Genomic DNA, 21,468 nt, shown 5'->3' on the forward strand with positions numbered 1-21,468 from the left:
TCAAAATGAGACAGACATTACTTTTATGCATTACCCTGGTAACTGCAGGAGCACTATACGCCCAAAACTTCAGCGAGGGAAAGATGGACAGCCTGTTCACTATATTAAAGCAAAAGGACAAATACATGGGCAGTATTGCCCTATCAGAAAATGGAAAAATTATTTACACAAATGCTGTTGGTTTTGCCGATATAGAAGCTGTAAAGAAAGCAGATACCCAGACACGTTACCGAATTGGCTCAGTATCCAAACTGTTCACAGCCACATTGGTTATGAAGGCTGTAGAGGAAAAGAAAATTTCACTTCAACAAACTTTAGATGCTTATTTTCCTAAAATAAAAAACTCGGACAAAATAACCATTCACCAACTTTTGAACCACCGTAGTGGTATTCATAACTTTACGGACGACGACGAGTACTTTGAATATTATACCCAACAACAAACAAAATATCAGATACTTACAATTATAGAGAAAGGCAATAGTGATTTTGAACCGGATACCAAAGCAGCGTACAGCAATTCAAACTACGTTCTTTTAGGCTATATACTTGAAAAGGTTTACCAAGCCGAATATTCGGTAATTCTAAATGAAAAAATAACCAAGCCTCTGAATTTGACAAACACTTTTGTTGGCGGGAAAATAAATCCAAATAAGAATGAAGCGTTTTCTTACGATTTTAAAGAAACATGGCAGAAAGAACCTGAAACAGATTTGAGTATACCTGCCGGTGCTGGCGCACTGGTCTCTACTCCTATCGATCTTGTCATATTTATTGAAAGTTTATTTAACGGTAAAATCATCAGCCAAAAATCACTGGAAATCATGAAAACCATAAAAGATGGTTACGGCAGCGGTATGTTCGAGCTTCCCAACACAGGCAAAACCAATTACGGACATGACGGCGCAATAGATCGTTTCAATTCTTTGGTAACCTACCTTCCTGCCGATAAGCTAGCAATCGCGATAATATCAAACGGCGGTGTTTATAAAAACGAAAATATTCTTTTATGCGCGGTAAACAGTTATTATGACAAACCATTCGAACTGCCGACGTTTGAAAACCTTATGGTTTCCATTAAAATATTAGAACAGTATACCGGCGAATACAGCAGTGAACAGTTGCCTATAAAAATTACCGTAGATATTGATGAGAACCAATTGACAGCGCAGGCAACCGGACAAAAAGCCTTTCATTTGGAAGCCAGTTCGGAAACGGTCTTTAAATTTGAAAAAGCTGGCATTGTATTGGAATTTGATGCGCAGAAAAATCAGATGATTTTGAAGCAGGCTGGGAAAGAGTTTAAACTGAACAAGCAATAAAATCAACTACATTTCACAATTTTCATTCTAAAATAATTGATATCCTTATATAAACAGCTTTTTTGAAGTATAGAAAAAGCTTACTTTTGCATCATTATAAAAATTTAAACAATATATCATGCAAGAACTAATCGGAAAAATCAATGCTGAAATGGCAGCTTTCAACGAAGACGCACAATTACAATCAGAAAAAGCAAACAAAGCTGCAGGAACAAGAGCCCGCAAATCGACATTAAACCTAGAAAAGCTTTTAAAAGAATTCCGTAAGTTATCTTTAGAAGAATCAAAGAAATAATAGAAGCTCCATAAGGAGCTTTTATTATTTAACAGAGCATATCAATATTTTGTAATCGGAAAAATATCATAAATAAATATACCGTATGGTATATTTTACTATATTTGATACTAATTTAATTCAATAAAATGTCAAAAGCAGACCTAACGCGTCAGTTGATTATAGAAAAAACAGCTACAATTTTTAACAAGAAAGGGTTTGCAGGTACATCGTTGTCAGATATAACTAATGCAACCGGACTTACAAAGGGTAGTATTTACGGAAATTTTGAAAATAAAGAAGAAGTAGCACTTGCCGTCTTTAAGCACAACGCAGGTGAATTATGGAAAAAGAAAGAGAACTGGATCTCGGGTTACAGTGATGCCAAGTCAAAATTAACGGCACTTATTGACTTTTACCGAAAAAACTGGAGAGAGCTTTTTGAAAACGGAGGCTGCCCTGTTATGAATGCCGCGACAGATGCCGACGATGTAATGCCCTTAATGAAAGAACGCGTAAAAAAAACAGTTGAAAACTGGGTAAATAATGTTGCGAAAATTCTGGAAGAAGGTATCGAACAAAATACATTTAAACCCACTATAAATACGGTGGAATATTCGCGCTTATTTATCATGATGATTGAAGGTGGTATTTTATTTTCAAAAATTACAGACAAACCTGACAGCCTGTATCTGGTTTTAGACAGGGTTGAGAAAATAATAGAAAACGAGATATTAATTTAATTTTTTTTAATCAAAAATATACCAATCGGTATATATATATAGAATTTAAATCAGAGAAAAAATGACCGCATTAGATAAAATAAAATCCTTTATGGGGAATGAATTCACGGCATCGCCCTCTCCTTTTATGCGCTGGCTGAAGCCGATTGTTGTAAGTGCAGAGCAGGGAGCGTTGGAATTTAAATATACTGTAAGAGCCGAATGGCTGAATCCGGCAGGAAATTTACACGGTGGTGTGACCGCAGCAATTATCGACGATATCATCGGCGCCACCGTATTTTCATTAAACGAACCCGATTTCTACACCACAATCAATCTTGTGGTAGATTATTTCTCTTCGGCAAAAGCAGACGAAAAAATAATCGCCAGCACACATATCATAAAAAAAGGCAGGCAGTTTTTAAATGTACAATGCGAAATTTGGAACAGTGACAAAAGCAGAATGCTTGCCAAAGGAACATCGAATCTATTCAAAACACAAACAAAAATTGAACAATGAAAAGAGTTGTAATAACCGGTATGGGAACAATAAACCCACTTGGAAACAATATAGCCGATTTTTGGAAAAATGCCGTAAGCGGAAAAAGCAGTGCGGGAATCATTACCCGTTTCGATGCATCTAAATTCCGGACACAGATCGCATGTGAAGTTAAAGATTTCAAACCCGACACTTATCTTGACCGTAACGAAATAAAACGAAGCGATCTGTTTACGCAATATGCCCTTTACAGCGCTTCGCAGGCATTAGAAGATTCCGAGCTGAACATTTCCCAGATGGATCCGTTTGATATAGGCGTTATCTGGGGTGTTGGTCAAGGCGGTATGGAAACCTTTGAACAAGAAGTAGAAAACTATGTAACCGGAAATTATGTACCGCGATTTAGTCCGTTTTTTGTTCCACGACTCATTGTAAACATGGCTTCGGGAATGATCTCGATGAAATTCGGATTGCAGGGAATCAACTACACTACCGTATCGGCATGTGCTACTGCCAACACGGCGATGATGGATGCATTCAACTATATCCGTTTGGGAAAAGCTAAAGTTTTTGTAACGGGCGGATCAGAAGCTCCTATAACTGCAGCTTCGATAGGCGGATTCTCTGCCATGAAAGCCATGTCTGTACGAAATGCTGATCCACTTACTGCCAGCCGACCTTTTGATAAAGACAGGGACGGTTTTGTAATGGGCGAAGGTGCAGGTGCCCTTATATTGGAAGAATACGAACATGCCAAAAAAAGAGGTGCAAAAATTTATGCCGAACTGGTAGGCGCATCAATGACAGCAGATGCCTACCACATGACTTCTCCGCATCCCGAAGGATTGGGAGCTGCCAAAGCAATGCAGCTTGCGTTGGAAGAAGCGAAACTTAATCCGACCGAACTCGATTATTTAAACTTACACGCAACATCTACTCCTGTTGGAGATATTGCAGAACTTAATGCGGTAAACAAGACCTTTAGGGAAGCCAGCAACCTGTGGGTAAGTTCGTCCAAATCAATGACCGGGCATTTATTGGGTGCTGCTGGAGCAATTGAAGCAATTCTTGCCGTTAAATCGATAAACGAAAATATTATTCCACCAACCATCAATATCGAAAACCCGGACAGTGAGATTCCTCATGGCATACAGATCGTAACAAAAAAGCCAATGCATAAAAATATAAAGACCGCCATGAGCAATGCCTTCGGATTTGGAGGACATAATTCCACTCTTATTTTTCGTGAAATATAAATAAATTTAAAATGAAAGAAATATTTATAGTAGCCGCCAAACGTACACCCACAGGCGGATTTTTAGGCAACTTTGCCGAAGTTTCGGCAACAGAATTGGGAGCTGCCGCAATTAAAGCAATAATTGACGCTACAAGTATCGATCCCAAAAATATCGATGCTGTTTATATGGGGAATGTTCTTTCTGCAAATCTTGGTCAGTCACCCGCGCGTCAGGCTTCAAAATTTGCCGGTATTCCAGACGAGACCGATTGTACCACCGTAAATAAAGTATGTGCAGCCGGAATGAAGGCTACTGTAATTGGCGCACAACAAATTGAACTGGGACTGGAACATCTTGTGGTTACCGGCGGAATGGAAAGTATGAGCAACGTGCCACATTACACCAATAAAAGGAAAGCGAACAAACTGGGACACGAAACTTTAACCGACGGGCTTTTAAAAGACGGACTTACAGATGTATACAACCACTCACACATGGGGAACGCAGCAGAACTATGTGCAGAAAAATATCATATCAGCAGAGAACAGCAAGATGAGTATGCGTTACAGTCTTACGCAAAGGTTACCAATGCTACCACGCAAGGCAAGTTTAAAGAAGAAGTTATTCCGTTTAAACTACGAATTAAACAGAACGAAGTTGTTGTAAATGATGATGAAGATATCTATAAAATAATTCCGGAAAAGGTTTCAAAGCTTAAACCAAGTTTTGTAGAAGACGGAACCATTACGGCAGCAAATGCCAGCAATCTTAACGATGGTGCAGCTGCACTATTGCTTGCATCTGCTGAAGCGGTTGAAAAATACAATTTAAAACCTCTTGCAAAAATTATAGGATATGCCGATGCCGCGCTGGCACCTGAATGGTTTACCATTGCACCGTCTGTTGCTATACCGAAAGCTTTGCGAAGAGCGAACCTTGAATTGGAGGCTATCGATTTTTTTGAAATAAACGAAGCTTATGCTGCAGTGGCACTTGCCAACCAGAAAATATTAGGATTGGATCCTGCTAAAGTTAATGTGTATGGTGGTGCTGTGGCTATAGGCCATCCATTAGGTGCTTCCGGAGCAAGAATCATCTGCACTTTAGTTTCGGTTTTACGACAAGAAAAAGGAAAGTACGGTGTGGCGGCCATCTGCAATGGCGGAGGTGGTGCTACAGCAATTGTTATTGAAAATTTAGATTAAAAGAAATTATATTTCTGTTTTTTATTCATAAAAATGCCCCAAAAAAGTGTTTACTTTTTTAGGGCATTTCCAACAGAGCCTTTTTTCAAAATCATTATTGAGTCAGTAGATTTTTTGGAATTCCTACTATATATCCGAAGTTTACTAATCTAATTTTAAAAAATCCCAATATCTAAAATCCTTCCATTGTTAGCTCATTATTAATCATCGATCCTGCAATTCCGCCTGTTGCAACCGCATACGATACCGAACGCATGGGACTTGAATTATCTCCGCAGGCAAAAACACCCGGAACAGTAGTTTTTTGAAACATATCTACTTTGATGTGCTTTGTTTCAGTGAATTCACAGCCTAAAGAATGAGGAATATCCGAATGTTGTTTAAAAGGAATTGAAGCATAGACGGTGTCAAAAAATTCTTTTGATCTATCACTAAAAATCACCGCGTTAACCGCTCCGTTTTCATGCACTACTTCAACCAGTTCTTTATCAATAATCTGAATTTTATTCTTCTTCAACCTTACAAACTGTTCTTCTTTAAAATCAGGTATACCATTGGTAAGAATTGTAATTTCTTCCGTTAGATTTCTAACTAAAGCAGCTACATGGAAAGCTCTTTCTCCATTTGATAGAATAGCGGTTTTCTTTCCTTTAAATTCATATCCATGGCAGTACGGACAATGAATAACAGACTTTCCCCAACATTCTTCAAAATTTTTTACATCCGGGAAAAGATCTTTTACACCGGTAGCAAAAAGTAATTTTTTACCAGTAACTATTTTACCTGTTTTTGTTGTAATTTCAAATCCTGCATTCATTTTTCTAGCTTCCAAAGCTGTATCCTCACAAAATTGAACTGTATCATATTTTAAAACCTGTTGTTTGGCTTTTAATGCAATTTCTTTTGGAACAGCGCCATCATGCGTGATAAAATTATGGGAATGCGGTGTGTAGCGATTACAAGGTTTTCCACTATCAATTATAAGTACTTTTTTCAGGGAACGCCCTAGCGACATAGCAGCGGATAATCCTGCGTAACTTCCTCCTATGATGATTACATCAAATTTATTTTCTTTTTCCATAGTATCAAATTTTGCAAATGCAGTTAAAGTAAAAGGCAATGCAAACGACGTCAAAGCCAACCCACCTAATTTCAATATTTCTCGCCTGTTTATTTTTCTCATGGTATTTCAGATGTTTCCACCAGATGGATATTTCCTTTTTGGAACAGTAACTATTTTGATTTTAAATCATCTTTTTGTTTTTAGTTAACAGCTTTCTTAATGCAATTAAGTTGCAAAAATAAGTTTTATATTTGTAAATGCAATTTTGTTGCAATAAAAAATATGAAAAAAAGCAGAAATACATTAGCAAAGACCAAAATATCAGATCTTTTAACTCAATCAAAAAACGCCTTATCGCATTCTGAAATTCATGAATTTTTAGATGGATTTTGCGATAGGGTTACAATTTACAGGGTATTAGATCGACTGATAGAAGAAGATTTTATTCATAAAATAGTGACAATTGATGGTCTGGTTAAATATGCAGCCTGTCATGATTGTTCAACAGTTAAGCATCATCACAACCACATACATTTTAATTGTGAACAATGTAGCACAGTAACTTGTATTGAAGATGTTGAACCGTTGTTCAAATTACCCGAACGATATAAAGTAAACAATGTAAACTTTACTGTTTCGGGAATTTGTCCGAACTGTATTTAAGTTATATTACCGATAAGATTCATTTAGAAAAATATCGCTTTTTATCATGAAAAAAGTAATTATATTAGAAAGAGTAAGTACGTTATCCTGTTAAAAACTGAGTCTTTTACATCTTCTGCATTGTAATTACACTTTCTCCCTGTTGTTGGGTAAGTTGCTGCTTTTCTGGATTGAATGTAAGGTATATGTCTTCATATTCAAAACTGTTGCTTCCCAAGTAAGTAAACGGAACGTACATCTGCCCTGCTCTTGAATCCTGAAAAATCAACATGTTTCCATCAGAAGAAATAGTAACTGAAATACGTTTATCAGGGTAAAAATAGGTGCCTTTAATTTTTAAGAAATCTTCTTTATTCATTTCATCTATGATGTTGTAATCTTTCAATGTAGGAGCATTTCCAAAAGCAAATTGAAGCATGGCTACCTGTACCAGATCGGTATTTATATTTGTAGCATTTGCCAAGGTTACCAAACCTAATTGTTCTTTTGGAAAATACCAGTAATCTGAAATATAATTATCTACCCTTCCTGTGTGTTTAAATACTTCCAAATCACCCAACATGAACTTTTCAATACCAAGACCGTATTCATCGTTTTCTATGTGTAACATTAATTTTAAACTTTCAGGGCTTATGATTTTTCCCATAAACAAAGCAGAAACAAACTTATTAACTTCTACAGGTGTTGAAAGTAAGCCTCCGCTTCCCGGTTCGTTTGAGTAATTTATTGATCCATTTTTAAGATACTTATCTTGTATACCGTAAGAATAAGCTTCGTTTTTTGCAGGATCATTTTCAAAAGTATAATAGGTATTTTCTAACTTTAATGGTTTACAAATTTTCTCCTGAATCAGCGTATTATAATCTTTTTGATAGATTTTTTCAAGAATAAAACCGATTAACGCATAGTTGGTATTACTGTATTCGTAAGCTGTGTCTGGATAAAAGTTATTTTTAGGTTTGGAAACATAATCAATAAACTCAGCCTGAGTATGGGCGACAGCTTCCCAAGTAGATTCGCCAGGGATTTCGGTAAAGTTAAAAATCCCCGAACGGTGCTTCAGCATCATTTCTATGGTAATTTTATCGGCATTTTGGAATTGAGGAAACCATACAGACAGCTTATCACTCAAGTTTATCTTTCCTTCTTCCATTGCTTTCAAAGTCAATACCGCCGTATAGGTTTTGGTAATGGATCCGATACGGAACTTGGTATTTTTATCGATTTTTTTCTGGGACGCTACATCTGAAAAGCCTACCGATTTGTTATAGATGATAGAATCTTTAAACAGAATGGCTGCACTGCCCATAAATTTTCTATTCTCTGAAAGATGATCGAAATAATTATCTAGTGAAGATTGTGCTTGCACAGAAAACTGTATCAATATTGCAATAAAAAGGCTTCCAATTGTTTTAATATAATTCATTATGTATTAGTTAAGATTTTTTAGTTTCGATATAATCCATATTAAAAAGATGGTTGGGTTTCAAATACACAAATCCGTTTTTGTAATCCATGAACACATTAAATCTTTTCAATACTTCGTTTCCTAAAATATGTGCATTTCGGTTTTTCATAGGTTTGTTACCCGTTATCTGCTGTACCGGAACATTCTCTAATTTAAAAGTTCCGATTTTTAAGACCTGCAGTTCCGAAGTTATTACCGGAACTTCGTTACCCTGACCACCTCGCATCATTACCCTATTTAACTCTTTCATTTCCGGAAAACCGTTTTTCAACAATTCTTCATTATCAAGCATAGCCGTACGCTGGTAGCCTGTATCAAAAAGAAAATAATCTTTCAAGCTTTTATCGTTCTGTATAATTTCAGCTTCAATGAAAGGAATTCCTTCCATTATTTTAAAAGGTAAGCGTGTATAAGTATCATTCTTTAAAACTTCATTAGGTAACTCATTATGAACTACCATTATTCCACTATCATAATTCAGTTCTACGGTTTTATCTGTGAAAAAATTCCATCCAAACCTGCCTTCCGTCCCGTGACCTGTCAACTGCGCGTCATATACTCTGGTAAAAAAAACGGATTGCCCTATTTCCAACGAATAATCTGTGTTATAAAGTTTTACTGAGTCATACAACTTATTTTTAAGAACATCTGTTGTCAGAATCAGATCGGTACAGCCGGTATCAAAATTGAGCGTTAGCGTATCTTTTTTATTAAAAACCGTGGTTACATAAATTGTATTATGGTCGTTGATTCCCATTTTAAGCGTATCTGCCACTACCTGCGCAGGAGCATTCAGCCACACTAACAGGCATAATAATACTGGTCCTTTTTTGTATATTTTATTAGTCATATATATTTTTTTTCGATCCTGGATCGAGTATTTGAATACTTTCACAAGTCTGATTATATCTTTTTACTGTCATAATTTCAGCAAATATATAAACAAGACACCAAATAGTGTTTAAAATTATTATAAATTTATTAAACTTGCATAAACAAAGTCAAAACAAATGGAACGAAAGCCTGCCGGTGGAGCAATCAGGAATACAGAACGCAGTAAAGAGAAGTTTTTATCGGCAGTTGGAAAAATACTGAAAACAAAAGGTTATGCCGGATTAAAAATCAACGATATTGCCAAGGTTGCCGGCGTTGATAAAAAAATGATCTATACCTATTTCGGTGGTTTGGACGGTTTGATTGACGAATACATACGCACACAAGATTTTTGGAGTAACGTACATGCAGATATGGCAAGCGAGCCTATCGATGACGGAGGTAAAGCATTCACCAAGGAGGTATTTCTGTCACAGTTTGATTATCTATCTAAAAATAAAGAGGTGCAGAAAGTACTGCTTTGGCGGCTTTCGGAAGAACGAAAGTCATTACGAAAACTTACCGACGAGCAGGAAGAAAACGGTGAAGTGTTATTCTCCCAAATAACTGATCCGCATTTTGGTAAACATGCAGAAAAGTTCCGTGCTGTAAGTGCGGTTTTGGTAGCCGGGATGTATTACCTGAATATGTATGCAGAACACAATGGCAGCATATTCAGTGGTATTGACCTGAAAACCGACGACGGAAGAAAAGCTATTAAAGACGCAGTTTCATTTTTGATTGATAAAACATATGATGGTTTGTAACAGAACTGCTCCTAATGTTTCCTGTATATTATCAATACTTTCATTCTGATCCTCAATTTAAATCAGCTTAAAATACTTATCTTAAACTTTTAAGTATATAGCTTCTGCTTTTTACATCATAGATATTATTCAATATTTTTTAACAAAGAAAATAAATCAGTCACATAATTTAAAATCAATATGTTTAAAAAATAATTATATTTACTCAATTAATTTAATTAAATATATGAAAACAAAACTATTTTTATCTTCTTTACTATTATTATCTCTAACTAATTTAACAAATGCGCAGTCATTAATAGATGAGAATTTTGATAATTACACGATAGGCAATTTGAGCAGTGACTTATCAGGATCGGTACCTGGTCAAGGAAACTGGCTAACAGAAGTACAAATTGGCGGAAAATTTCCCGACTTTCAGATTAAGTCAGAAAATACCAAAGGCAATATTTTACAAATAACCACTCCGATAACTCCATCTACCCAAACAAATAATTCTGCTAAATTCGCATGGAAAAACCTACCGGGTGGAGGGTGGCAAAATAGAAATTCCGGAAATGATATTTTAAGGGTAGAATTCGAATTTTATACAGGTAATTCCAGAGGTGTAGGTGTTGAAGCTTATCACAGGAATATTACATCTACAGCAAACGGTACCATTATTGCAGGATTTCAATATGAAACTGAAACAGGAAGATTCAGAGGAATGACCAGATTGATTATTCAAGGTGTACCCGATCTTAAATTCATTCTTTTTGGATCAAATCAAACAGATCTTTACCTAAAACCGGATACCTGGGTAAAGGTTTACTATCAAATAGATTATGCTAATGATCTGGTATATTTCCAGATTCCTTCAGAAAATATTGCAGGAAGCGTTCCTACGGTCAGCTTAAAAAACGATCAACCAGCACAAATATATTTTGCCGGCTACATGTTACAGGGAAATATGGAGGTACCAATGCAATACGACAATTATAAAGTATCAGCGGTTAAATCCGCATCACTAAGCACAAATGAAGTAAGTACAACTGACTTCAATGTATACCCAAACCCTGTGGATGACATCATTAATATTACTAACAACGAAAATGTTCTTGTTGAGAAAATTGATGTATACGACACTAATTCACGTTTAATACTTACTAAGAATTTTGATAACAAGTCAAATGTGCAGATTGATCTTTCCTTTGCAAAATCGGGAATATATATGATACATATTAAAACTGATCAAGGTATTCTTTTTAAGAAGATAATGAAGAAGTAATAACAATTGTATATTGTACTAAATACAAAGAAACCACTCAATAGAGTGGTTTCTTTACTAACTAAATTTAGGTACTAACCCGTAAAGTGGGTATTTAGAGTTCCGACTTTATAATCTGAACCTTTTAAAAAAAAAATATAAATGGCTTAGAACAATGTCTATGCTTAGCCACGTTTCAATGTAATTACCGAAATCTCTGCCCAAACACCCAATCTGCCTTTGAGACCCAAAAAACCAAATCCGCGATTTACATAAAGATAACGTCCATAACTTTCATACAATCCTGCCCAACGCTGGTAAATGTATTTACTAGGACTCCATTTAATACCCATAAATTCAAAACCAAACTGCATTCCGTGCGTATGCCCCGACAGTGTAAGATGTATTAGTGGCTGATAATCTGTTACAACAGCATCCCAGTGTGATGGATCGTGCGACAGCAATATCTTAAAAGGTTGTTGCAAGACACTCTCTATTGCTTTGTTTAGATCGCCATAACGATGAAAATTTCCTTTACCCCAATTTTCCACCCCGATAAGTCCAACAGATGCATCTTCTTTCTGTATTTCAACAGATTCGTTCAATAATAATTGAAACCCTATTTCCTGATGTATCTCTTTCAAACGTATCAAATTTTGCTCTTTTACAGCTGGGCTTTCCCATGCTATATAGTCACCATAATCGTGGTTACCCAATATAGAGAACATACCATAGGGTGCATTCAGTTGGGCAAATGTATCAATCCATGGTTCCATTTCGGCTGCGCTATTATTAACGAGATCACCGGTAAAAACTATAACATCGCTGTTTTGTGCATTTACAAGATTCACTCCCTTTTGTACACCTTTTTTACTTGTAAAACTCCCCGCATGGATATCTGATAATTGTGTAATGGTAAATCCGTTGAATGCTTCAGGCAAGTCTGCAAACGATATGGTAGTTTTGTGTATTTTGTAATGATGCCTGCTTTGGCGCAGCACTATCATCAGAATCAATACGAAAGCAAGAGAAAAGACAATCATGCTGCCCGTTATCAAAATACTTCTTGATTCAAAGCCTGCGAATTGTCTTACAATATCAATAGTAAGCAATAGAACGCCTGTAAACAATTTCGAAATAAAGGTAAGCAGCAAGATTGTAATTAATCGTGCCACCAAACCAGTCTTCTTCTGCATCATACCAAATACAGCCATTCCAATGAGCACTACCTCAAAAAGCCAGTAAGCTGTATATATAAGGTAATTGTCTGTAACTGTTTTAACAGCAGTAAAGAATAAGTAATCAACAGCAAGCCATGCAAAAACACAGGCTAAAATCTTTAATTTCATAATTTGAAAAATATATTTTAATTACATGAAAAGCTCGCAGAGATTTTAAAACTAAAACTGTTGAATTTGATAAAACAGATATCCAAATATAACACAGAAAATAGCTTTAAAATATGTAAAATCAAATGTACAACTTGAGTTTTAAAATACTATATCAAAGATGAATTAAATATAAAACTACTATTTATTCCAAACAATAAGTTAATTGTACTTTCCTTCAGGTAACTACTATCTTTTAGTTAGTCATTTTAAAGTAATTTTGTAGTGAAACAGACTTTCCTGATTCTATACATAAATTTAAAAAAATGAACAAACATACAGCATACTCCATTTTAGAACTTGCCATCGTTTCTGAAGGCAGCACATTCCGAGAGACCCTTCATAATTCACTAGAACTGGCGAAACTAGCAGAAGCGCATGATTATAAAAGATACTGGTTCGCGGAACATCACAATTCGGCTTCGGTTGGCAGTAGCGCTACCTCCCTACTAATTGGTTATGTGGCCGAAAACACCAAAACGATAAGAGTGGGATCAGGAGGGATTATGCTTCCGAATCACTCGCCTCTGATAATAGCAGAACAATTTGGAACCCTTGCCCACTTATATCCAAACCGAATTGATTTAGGTTTGGGAAGAGCGCCGGGAACAGATATGCTTACTGCAGAAGCCATAAGATCTGACTTTATGAAGGCGGCACATTCATTTCCTGCAGAAATTGAGAAGATAGAGCATTATTTTTCGGCAGCAAACAACAAAGGAAAAGTACGGGCACCGATCGCTGAAGGTGTTGACGTTCCGATCTATATTCTGGGTTCTACCACCGACAGCGCGTATCTGGCAGCACAGAAAGGACTTCCGTACGCATTTGCAAGCCACTTTGCAACCAATCATCTGATGCATGCACTGAAAATATACCGCGAAGAATTTAAACCTTCCGAAGTATTAGAGAAACCTTACACCATTGCAGGAGTGAACGTTATTGTTGCCGATACCGATGAAGAAGCACAAAAATTATTCACCTCACTGATCAGAATGTTTTTTGGTATCTTAACCGGAACTTCACAACCTTTGCATGCACCAATTGAAATGACCGAAGATCTTAAAGATATCTTTCAGCATCCAAGTTTGAATCAAATGCTTAAGTACTCTTTTGTGGGCACAAAAGAAACAGTAAAACAACAGACAAAAGCCTTTTTGGAAGACACCCAGGCAGACGAACTGATTATGGTATCGACCATTTATGACATAAAAGCCAGGCTTAAATCTGTGAAGCTATTTGCTGAAGTAATGAACGAGATAAACTACCCTAATAATCTTTAATATAAATAAATGGCACAAAAAAAAGTCCACTGTGATTGTATGGAAACCATACTACCCGTAAGAGATACTTTAGACGTTATCAATGGTAAATGGAAAGTTCCAATTATTATTTCAGTCGGTGCAGGCAATGATCGTTTTACCGATATTCAGGAAAGTATTCCTGGTATCAGTCCAAAAGTGCTGGCAAAGGAACTTAAAGATCTGGAACAGCACCAACTGATTAAAAGAATTGTCATTGATGATTATCCTGTAAAGATTTCGTACCAGCTTGAACCTTATGCAGACAGTTTAACACCTATTATCCGTGCACTTAAAGACTGGGGAATCACTCACAGGAAAAAGATATTTCCGACTATCTGATACGAATGCCTGCTTTACTATTTTATATTGTTAAAAACTAAAAGTCCCTAATTCGGGGACTTTTTATATCAAATGGTATCAGATCGATTACATTTAAAAAGGTTTTGTAATTTTACGCTCACAAAAATGGAATACGATGACCTTAAAGTTTTTAGAGATCGAAGATTTTCTTAAAATTACCACCGGTAAACCTAAAAGTACTGTAGAGGTCGATTTCTGTGTGCTTACTACTGATCATAAAATGTTGTCATTTGATGCAGTAACCTTAAATTTTCAGACCGTATTTCTTTGTACCGCCGGAAACTGTACTACCACAGTAGGTCAGCACAGGTTTTTAACATCTTCTCATTCCCTATCTGTCATTCCTGCACACACTTCTTTTTCAATCAGCGATATTTCAAAAGATTTTAAAGCGTTTCTGTTGTTGTTTAAACCGGATTTTCTGAAAAAGGGATTTGTAAAAACTGAAATTATGGACGAACTGCTGTACATAAGTCCTGAATATGCGTCTATTTTTGATCTGAATACCGCAGATTTTAGCGATACCCTTTATAAGATCACTAAAATTAAAGAAGAAAACGATCAACAGTCGCCTTTCTGTACCGAAGTCAGCAGATTGTATATTTTACAGATCCTTTACGATTACAACCGAGTATGTGAACTATGTCTGATAAATTCTGACAAGCTTATAAACAGGCAGTATCAGGTGCTGTACCAATTTCGCAAACTGACTGATAAACATTTCAGTACCCTAAAAACGGTAAAAGAATATGCCGGTTTAATGAACCTTTCTGCAAAATATCTGAGTGAATGTGTAAAGAATCATACGGGAACAGCGGCACTTTCACTTATTCAGAACAGGATTATTTTAGAAGCGGAACAACTGCTTAATTATTCTACCCTGAGTATAAAAAGTATTTCGTACCAATTGGGATTTACATCTGCAGCTTCTTTTTCACGCTTTTTCAAAGGATTAAAAGGAGTGTCTCCAGTCGAATTTCGGACGAAACCGTAAAACTGCCAATACAAACCGCGTTTTTGCAATTGCCTAAAATTACTTTATTATGAAACTTTGCTACTTAATTTTAAAGCAGCTTACCATGATAAAAAAATTAACTGGGGCAATAGCAACATTATTTGCAGGCGCTTCCCTACTTTCCTGTAAAAGCATTGCAATTACTGAAGAAGCAACAGATGGAAAAAAAATGCAGGCAGTACAGTTTAGAACTGCACGACCTACCAATAATCTGGAACAGGTTAAGATTTTCTATACAGAAGCCCTAGGGTTAGAAGTATTAGGATCATTTAAAGGGCATGCAGGATACGACGGTATTATGCTGGCAATGCTAGATAAAGCACATCATCTGGAGTTTACACAATACGAACATTATACCGAATTACCCAAACCTACAAAAGAGCATCTTATGGTTTTTTACTACAGCGATACAGAAGCGTACAAAACAGCCAACGAAAGAATACAGAAAATGGGGACTCTACCTGTTGAACCTGAAAATCCGTATTGGAAAGATAAAAGCGAAACGTATGAAGATCCTGATGGATGGAGGGTTATTCTTTTTAATGGTGTTTACAATCCGTAACAAGCGTTGTTTTTAAACTTGTAAAAACATTCATCGGTTTACGGCTTTTTTATGATGTCGATTTTTGATTCTGGTTAATATTCAATTTGATTTTAATTGAGAATTTAATGAACACAAAGCTTAAATGGGACTACTCTACAAAGCCCAAAAAAAGCTTAGGATTTATCGTTTACATTTTTTTAACCTGCGAAGTTTTGGTAATCTTGTAGGTTTAATGCTTTGTTTTTGTGATTCTAGTTTATATTTTTTAATAAACTGTTTGACTATTAGGGAAATTAATCTCACTAATTCCTAATAGAAACATTTCGGTTTTACTCTTCTTTGAAACACCAAAGAAGCAAAGTGTTTTTGCGGCGATCTTTTAATCGGTCGAAATTCACTTTTGAAGCTATATACGATCAATTGCTATTTATAAATTAATGAAATCGTGAATCTTCGATTTGATCGAAACGGTGTTTCACACCCCGATCTGCTCTCGCTTCATGCAGTGGCTCGACACTTCCCGAGAATCGGGACAGGCTGACTAAAAGCTCATACCGCTGAGTTTATTTTCTATTCAGTTTTCAATAAAGTTCTAAGAGTTGTGATTAGTTAACCCAAAGCTTAAATGGGCCTACTCTACACAGTCAAAAAAAAGGATTTGGCTTTATGTTTTTTGATTTGTTTTTATTTTACAATTCCTATTTACAATTAGACATTTCGCTTCTTAATTTCTATTGTTCATTTTTACATCAACGAATTATTTTACGTATTGGAAGCTGTGAATCTTCGATTTGTCTTGACACAAAAACGAACCAAAAAGGTCAAGACTCCATAAAAAAACCTACTCTTCAAATTTTTACACTAAACAAAATAAACTATTCATTCCTTATTATTTAATTGTAATGTATTCATGAATCTTCGATTTCGAGCAAGCTCTCAAACAGCATTTTGTTCTTAACGTGCAAAAACATTCATCGCTTAACGGCTTTTTTATAATGTCGGTTTTTGATTCTGGTTAGTATTTAATTTTTCGATTGAAATTTATTCGTGTTACCAACCTGCCTCTAAAGATTTATTAAAAGCAAAACCACCCCGACTGAGGTGGTTTATATAAAATGTGTTGATAACATTTACCGATAAATTAGATACTGCGCTCGTCCCAATCTCTGATTTCACGCTCGATATCTTCACGAGTTCTACCTGATTTTTCCTGCATCTTACCTAAAATTTCATCAAATTTTCCTTCTGCGAAAGCTTTATCGTCATCAAACCATTCACCGTATTTCTGTTTAACGGCTCCTTTTACACGATTCCATTTTCCTTCTAATTCTAATCTGTCCATAGCATTACATTTTTTAAAATTATATATTAAAGTTACTCGGTTCATTACGGATAAGCAAAATTCTTAAGAGAACATTAGCATTTTTATTCCTTTAAAATTCAAGTTTTATCTATTTTTGATTTCATTTACCATGCTGCCTACTGCACATCTAAATATCTGCTTTGGTTTCGTATGCCGCTTTGTATACAATATCATCTTTTATATCTGCTTTTGTATTCGGTTTCACATGATCTGCGACTTTTTTTAATTCGGATAATTTACGTTCCAATGCTGCAATCACCTCTTCCTTTTGATTTGAAGCACGATCGGTAATCGTTCGAAGTTTTTTATCGAAATTGTTTTCTTTTTCCGAAACAAAATCCAGCAGCATATTGCTAAAAGTGCTCTTTGAATCGTTCACAGCTCCAATGCCTGCCTTTAAATTATCTAAAATCTTATGGCGTGTTTTTGTTCCTTTTCCAGGTGCAAGTAAAACTCCGACTGCGGCACCTGCTGCAGCTCCAGCCAATACAGCTCCAAATTTTATCAAATGTCTCATAATTTCTACTTTTTAAGGTTTAATGTTTGTTTTAATTATTTGGAAAGCCAAAGCAGCATATAGTTTTGTCATGAATTTCATAAGCAATGCTGCTTTCAACAGCTACCCACTAATCTGTTTAGGATCGAATGCCGCGACCCCTACAAAATTTCTTTCTTTAGAAGTCCCTTCGTACCATGAAGCCGTTCCAGTGTCAAAAAATGACATTACGGTTATGTACATATTATTAACTTTACAATTGATCATATACCACCCTGACTGCGCTGGCTGGCATAGAGGAAATTCTTTCCATCTAAGAACTTTAGTCATTGGATTTTTATTTACAAGATTAATAATTACTGATTGCCAAAGTGCTTATTTTTTTAAGTCCTTACAAAGGCTCAAAAAATTAATACAACACAGCTACCTTTTGCAAAACTATCTGGCTTGCTGCAATGACTGGTTTATTTGCTTGCTGTGATGATTAATAACATAACCCACCTTAACAGTTTCGTGATGATTTAACTTGAAATACTGCTGTTTGTTTTTTGAAGTAATCGACGCAAGCCTACTTTCTTTATTTATTTCTTTTAGTCGTTCAATATCGTATCTGATAAAATACGGTGTGCCTTTAAGCAGTGCTTCTACAATTTCAACAGCCACCATTGCGGCAAACATACCTGCATCTTCATGTATGTATGATACTACAATATTGTATATTTCTTCATTTTCTAATATTACTGCAGTGCTAAAGTCCGTTTCATTACCTGCAAGAGTCTGCAGTTCTGCAGCGATATGCGCAACTACCTCTGGTATAGTAATACCATTATCTAGTGATCTGAAAAATCCGCCCGTGACACCCTGCTGACATTTGCGAGAATAAAGGCTTGGAATGAGTGTTTTAATGCGGTGTGAAAACCCTTCGATTTCATTTGTAGATTTCAATTTCAGATCACCGATATTCAATCTCATCTGGATTAATTTCTTAGTTTCTGCGCCCCAAATATGAGAGGCATTTACAACTTGTATTTTTTCGATTTCCATGGCTTTTCTTTTAATTAAAAAGTATGAAAAATTGTGCCAATACAAGCAGTCTTCTTTTTTAATTGCACTTGATACGACTAATGATCATATAAAACTGTAGAATTAAGACACTATTACCAGAATAATTTTCTATAAAATTGAGCTATTTAACTAAAAAAAAAGTTGTTACATGATTAAAATTAAATTTTTATTAAGAACTAAATCTGCAAACAAAAAAGTGTGCTTAAGGCATAATGGTTAAGTAATATACTTAAATCTTATAGAATTAGTATACAAAGTGTAGAATTTTTTTACTGGTCTTTTAACTATTCATTTATTAGAATGCCTGAAAAACTTTTGTCGTTAAATCGTCAGGCTAACAATAATAAACCTTATTCAAGAAGGTTGTTAAAGCAGACTGTAAATCAGCAAAAAAAAACCGCTCTTTTACAAACATTAGAACAGCATCCCTCTGTTCCATATTAAACAATTCGTGCTTTAGCTACTTCAATTATTTTCTGGTTATATTGTTCACTTCCATGATATAATCAATAATTTTTAGGTACGGAACATTGTATTCTACTTTGGTATTAAGTGCTACAGCCTGATAACAATAGTGCAGTGCCCTATCAGGATCAATTTCTTTAAGAGCCTCCAACAGCATGATGTTGAATTCGTTTTCGTAAGGATAAATGGAAAAATAGGCATGACAGTTTTTTAAATCTCCGTTAGCCACAAGGATCTGTAACAATACCTGTTCTGCTTCCAAGGGCAGTTTGAAACCTTCGTTTAAAAACTCGTTTAAATTTCGGGCTATCGATGATGAAAGATTGTCTTTCTGTTCTTTGTGGGCGTTTGCATATATACTGGCAATAGTGTTTACTATTACCCCTTTTCCAAAATCAACTTCAAAAAACCTGCCGACTAAATAATCGGACTGTGCCTTCCATAAGGAACTGTCTTGCAAATTGTTCAACATCAGCGCATATTTTTCAATAATTGCAAGCTGGTATTTCTGCAGCCTTGTACCCGGTACCCGGTATTTATAATATTTGTTGTTAAGGCTTGCAATGATCTCTTCTAAAAAAAGGAAGGCTTTTTCCTGTGCAATTAGCGACTGCATATACTGAAAAACAGGCTCCAGAGACTGTTCAAGGTACTGGATGATTTTTTTTAGTTCGTTTAATTCTATTTTTTTACGTTTCGCCATTACGGAAGTGAACGCTTTCTGAATAATCTCTTCTATTTCTTTTATTTCGAAATTTATCGTTTTAGCCGAGAATTCCAACAGAAACATCATTTCTGCCTCTTTATTTTTACTGAAGTAATCGTGAAGCCACGCGGTTATTTGAGGAAGGGTAAGATCTTGAAGGATTTGTTGTGCCTTACTTTGCTTTGCCGCTTTCTTTGTGCGTACCTTCTTACCTGGTATTTTTCCTGTTATGCTGTCTTTAATATTTAAAAGCAATGCTGTTTTATGTATACAGAAAGTTTCTGCTGAACCGCAATCGCAACTGTGACTTGTTACCTCTGTGCTTTTTAATGTGAGGGAGACATCGAAACTTTCAGCATCATCATCAACAAATGCGATGTAACTTCCGTCTGTCTGCTGTTCTACTTCACGTACGTTCAGTTGTGCAATCTTATTTTTTTTTGTTGCGGATAATTTATCCAGTATTTCTGCAGCCTTCATATATCTATTTTACAACATGTAAAGTTATATTTTTTTGGGGAATGGTGCTTTAATCTCGATGGCAATCAGGACAGGCTTCTTGTTTTTGACCTATTACACTAGATTCTGTATGCGGAATAGAAATATTTTGGTTTCTCTCTTCTTTTGATAGATCAAAAGAAGCAAAAATCTTATTTCTTTTATCTTGCCGTATCATTAAAACGTTCGACTACGTTTTATAAGCTAAATCATAAAAAAATATTCATTCTTTTCTATTTATAATAATGTATTCATGAATCTTCGATTTCGCTTTGCTCTCTTATGATTTTGCGCTTACTGCAACTTGTCAACGCTCGATTTAATGATAATGGCCCTCGATTCTTAACTTCTTCCGTTCATTTTGCCTTGATGCAAAACGAACCAAAAAATCAAGACTTCAGCTTTTCACCGGTCAAAATATGTTTCATTTCCTAAAAGAAATAAACTCGAACAAGTTCTCAAACAGCATTTCTTTTCACGGAAATTTCAACATTTTTGACACTCGTCGAAAATCTAATGTCACTGGATCCTTTATATTATTCAATTTGATTTTAATTGAGAATTTAATGAACAAAAAGTTTAAATGGGGCTACTCCATAAAGCCCAAAAAGAGCTTAGGGTTTATCGTTTACATTTTTTTAACCTGCGAAGTTTTGGTAACCTTGTAGGTTTAATGATTTGTTTTTGTGATTCTAGTTTATATTTTTTAATAAACTGTTTGACTATTAGGGAAATTAATCTCACTAATTCCTAATAGAAACATTTCGGTTTTACTCTTCTTTGAAACACCAAAGAAGCAAAGTGTTTTTTCGGCGATCTTTTAATCGGTCGAAATTCACTTTTGAGGCTATATACGATCAATTGCTATTTATAAATTAATGAAATCGTGAATCTTCGATTTGATCGAAACGGTGTTTCACACAA

General features: G+C 35.5%; 22 protein-coding genes. 13 read left to right on the forward strand and 9 right to left on the reverse strand.

Annotation, left to right across the window (positions count from 1 at the left end):
* Nucleotides 1-5 precede the first annotated feature (5 nt).
* The 6 genes from F0460_RS03900 (at nt 6) to F0460_RS03925 (ending at nt 5,260) form a co-directional block, all read left to right on the forward strand.
* A complete protein-coding gene (locus F0460_RS03900; RefSeq protein ID WP_150010443.1) occupies nt 6-1,322 on the forward strand; it encodes a serine hydrolase domain-containing protein in 1,317 nt (438 codons plus the stop codon).
* 118 nt (nt 1,323-1,440) lie between these two features.
* Nucleotides 1,441-1,617: a histone H1 gene (locus tag F0460_RS03905; RefSeq protein ID WP_150010445.1), complete on the forward strand. Its 177-nt coding sequence runs from the start codon at nt 1,441-1,443 to the stop codon at nt 1,615-1,617.
* Between the two features lie 128 nt (nt 1,618-1,745).
* The gene (locus tag F0460_RS03910) at nt 1,746-2,339 is read left to right on the forward strand and encodes a TetR/AcrR family transcriptional regulator (RefSeq protein WP_150010447.1); all 594 of its coding nucleotides are present in this window, start codon (nt 1,746-1,748) and stop codon (nt 2,337-2,339) included.
* Nucleotides 2,340-2,400: 61 nt separating this feature from the next.
* Nucleotides 2,401-2,838 (forward strand): PaaI family thioesterase, encoded by a 438-nt coding sequence (locus F0460_RS03915; protein WP_150010449.1) that lies wholly within the window; start codon nt 2,401-2,403, stop codon nt 2,836-2,838.
* Nucleotides 2,835-4,073, forward strand: coding sequence for a beta-ketoacyl-ACP synthase II (fabF, locus tag F0460_RS03920; RefSeq protein WP_150010451.1), 1,239 nt, complete (start codon nt 2,835-2,837; stop codon nt 4,071-4,073). The genes F0460_RS03915 and fabF overlap by 4 nt, the downstream gene beginning before the upstream one ends.
* Before the next feature lie 11 nt (nt 4,074-4,084).
* Nucleotides 4,085-5,260, forward strand: a complete 1,176-nt coding sequence (locus F0460_RS03925) for an acetyl-CoA C-acyltransferase (RefSeq protein WP_150010453.1) — start codon at nt 4,085-4,087, stop codon at nt 5,258-5,260.
* 172 nt (nt 5,261-5,432) lie between these two features.
* On the opposite strand, the gene F0460_RS03930 is transcribed toward F0460_RS03925, so the two are convergent.
* On the reverse strand, nt 5,433-6,341 hold the full coding sequence (locus tag F0460_RS03930) for an NAD(P)/FAD-dependent oxidoreductase (protein WP_150010684.1): 909 nt from the start codon (nt 6,339-6,341) through the stop codon (nt 5,433-5,435).
* Nucleotides 6,342-6,605: 264 nt separating this feature from the next.
* Here F0460_RS03930 and F0460_RS03935 point away from each other — a divergent pair, with 264 nt between their 5' ends.
* Nucleotides 6,606-6,986: a Fur family transcriptional regulator gene (locus F0460_RS03935; RefSeq protein ID WP_150010455.1), complete on the forward strand. Its 381-nt coding sequence runs from the start codon at nt 6,606-6,608 to the stop codon at nt 6,984-6,986.
* Nucleotides 6,987-7,092: 106 nt separating this feature from the next.
* Here the strand turns inward: F0460_RS03935 and F0460_RS03940 are convergent, their stop codons facing one another.
* Together F0460_RS03940 and F0460_RS03945 are read right to left on the reverse strand one after the other, a co-directional pair.
* Nucleotides 7,093-8,412, reverse strand: coding sequence for a serine hydrolase domain-containing protein (locus tag F0460_RS03940; RefSeq protein WP_150010457.1), 1,320 nt, complete (start codon nt 8,410-8,412; stop codon nt 7,093-7,095).
* A gap of 10 nt (nt 8,413-8,422) precedes the next feature.
* A complete protein-coding gene (locus tag F0460_RS03945) occupies nt 8,423-9,304 on the reverse strand; it encodes a pepsin/retropepsin-like aspartic protease family protein (RefSeq protein ID WP_150010459.1) in 882 nt (293 codons plus the stop codon).
* 160 nt (nt 9,305-9,464) lie between these two features.
* On the opposite strand from F0460_RS03945, the gene F0460_RS03950 reads away from it, so the two are divergent.
* Nucleotides 9,465-10,094 carry a TetR/AcrR family transcriptional regulator gene (locus F0460_RS03950; protein WP_150010461.1) on the forward strand — a complete coding sequence of 210 codons (630 nt, stop codon included), beginning with the start codon at nt 9,465-9,467 and terminating at the stop codon, nt 10,092-10,094.
* A gap of 226 nt (nt 10,095-10,320) precedes the next feature.
* Nucleotides 10,321-11,361 (forward strand): T9SS type A sorting domain-containing protein, encoded by a 1,041-nt coding sequence (locus F0460_RS03955; RefSeq protein ID WP_150010463.1) that lies wholly within the window; start codon nt 10,321-10,323, stop codon nt 11,359-11,361.
* 164 nt (nt 11,362-11,525) lie between these two features.
* Here the strand turns inward: F0460_RS03955 and F0460_RS03960 are convergent, their stop codons facing one another.
* Complete coding sequence (locus F0460_RS03960) at nt 11,526-12,689, reverse strand: metallophosphoesterase (RefSeq protein WP_150010465.1); 1,164 nt, start codon at nt 12,687-12,689, stop codon at nt 11,526-11,528.
* Nucleotides 12,690-12,994: 305 nt separating this feature from the next.
* On the opposite strand from F0460_RS03960, the gene F0460_RS03965 reads away from it, so the two are divergent.
* The 4 genes from F0460_RS03965 to F0460_RS03980 all read left to right on the forward strand — a co-directional run bounded on the left by F0460_RS03965 (nt 12,995) and on the right by F0460_RS03980 (nt 15,969).
* Nucleotides 12,995-14,011 carry an LLM class flavin-dependent oxidoreductase gene (locus tag F0460_RS03965; protein ID WP_150010467.1) on the forward strand — a complete coding sequence of 339 codons (1,017 nt, stop codon included), beginning with the start codon at nt 12,995-12,997 and terminating at the stop codon, nt 14,009-14,011.
* A 39-nt stretch (nt 14,012-14,050) separates the two neighbouring features.
* Nucleotides 14,051-14,371: a winged helix-turn-helix transcriptional regulator gene (locus F0460_RS03970; RefSeq protein ID WP_223810755.1), complete on the forward strand. Its 321-nt coding sequence runs from the start codon at nt 14,051-14,053 to the stop codon at nt 14,369-14,371.
* A gap of 136 nt (nt 14,372-14,507) precedes the next feature.
* Nucleotides 14,508-15,386: a helix-turn-helix domain-containing protein gene (locus F0460_RS03975; protein ID WP_150010471.1), complete on the forward strand. Its 879-nt coding sequence runs from the start codon at nt 14,508-14,510 to the stop codon at nt 15,384-15,386.
* 85 nt (nt 15,387-15,471) lie between these two features.
* Nucleotides 15,472-15,969, forward strand: a complete 498-nt coding sequence (locus F0460_RS03980; protein ID WP_223810756.1) for a VOC family protein — start codon at nt 15,472-15,474, stop codon at nt 15,967-15,969.
* 1,123 nt (nt 15,970-17,092) lie between these two features.
* Here the strand turns inward: F0460_RS03980 and F0460_RS03985 are convergent.
* The 5 genes from F0460_RS03985 to F0460_RS04005 form a co-directional block, all read right to left on the reverse strand.
* The gene (locus F0460_RS03985; RefSeq protein ID WP_150010473.1) at nt 17,093-17,293 is read right to left on the reverse strand and encodes a CsbD family protein; all 201 of its coding nucleotides are present in this window, start codon (nt 17,291-17,293) and stop codon (nt 17,093-17,095) included.
* 148 nt (nt 17,294-17,441) lie between these two features.
* Nucleotides 17,442-17,831 carry a YtxH domain-containing protein gene (locus F0460_RS03990; RefSeq protein WP_150010475.1) on the reverse strand — a complete coding sequence of 130 codons (390 nt, stop codon included), beginning with the start codon at nt 17,829-17,831 and terminating at the stop codon, nt 17,442-17,444.
* A gap of 102 nt (nt 17,832-17,933) precedes the next feature.
* Nucleotides 17,934-18,140 (reverse strand): hypothetical protein, encoded by a 207-nt coding sequence (locus F0460_RS03995; protein WP_150010477.1) that lies wholly within the window; start codon nt 18,138-18,140, stop codon nt 17,934-17,936.
* 108 nt (nt 18,141-18,248) lie between these two features.
* Nucleotides 18,249-18,854: a cyanophycin synthetase family protein gene (locus F0460_RS04000; RefSeq protein WP_150010479.1), complete on the reverse strand. Its 606-nt coding sequence runs from the start codon at nt 18,852-18,854 to the stop codon at nt 18,249-18,251.
* A gap of 490 nt (nt 18,855-19,344) precedes the next feature.
* Nucleotides 19,345-20,526: a hypothetical protein gene (locus tag F0460_RS04005; protein ID WP_150010481.1), complete on the reverse strand. Its 1,182-nt coding sequence runs from the start codon at nt 20,524-20,526 to the stop codon at nt 19,345-19,347.
* Between the last annotated feature and the right edge of the window lie 942 nt (nt 20,527-21,468).

It is taken from the genome of Paenimyroides baculatum, from assembly GCF_008629655.1.
Lineage (GTDB): Bacteria > Bacteroidota > Bacteroidia > Flavobacteriales > Flavobacteriaceae > Flavobacterium > Flavobacterium baculatum.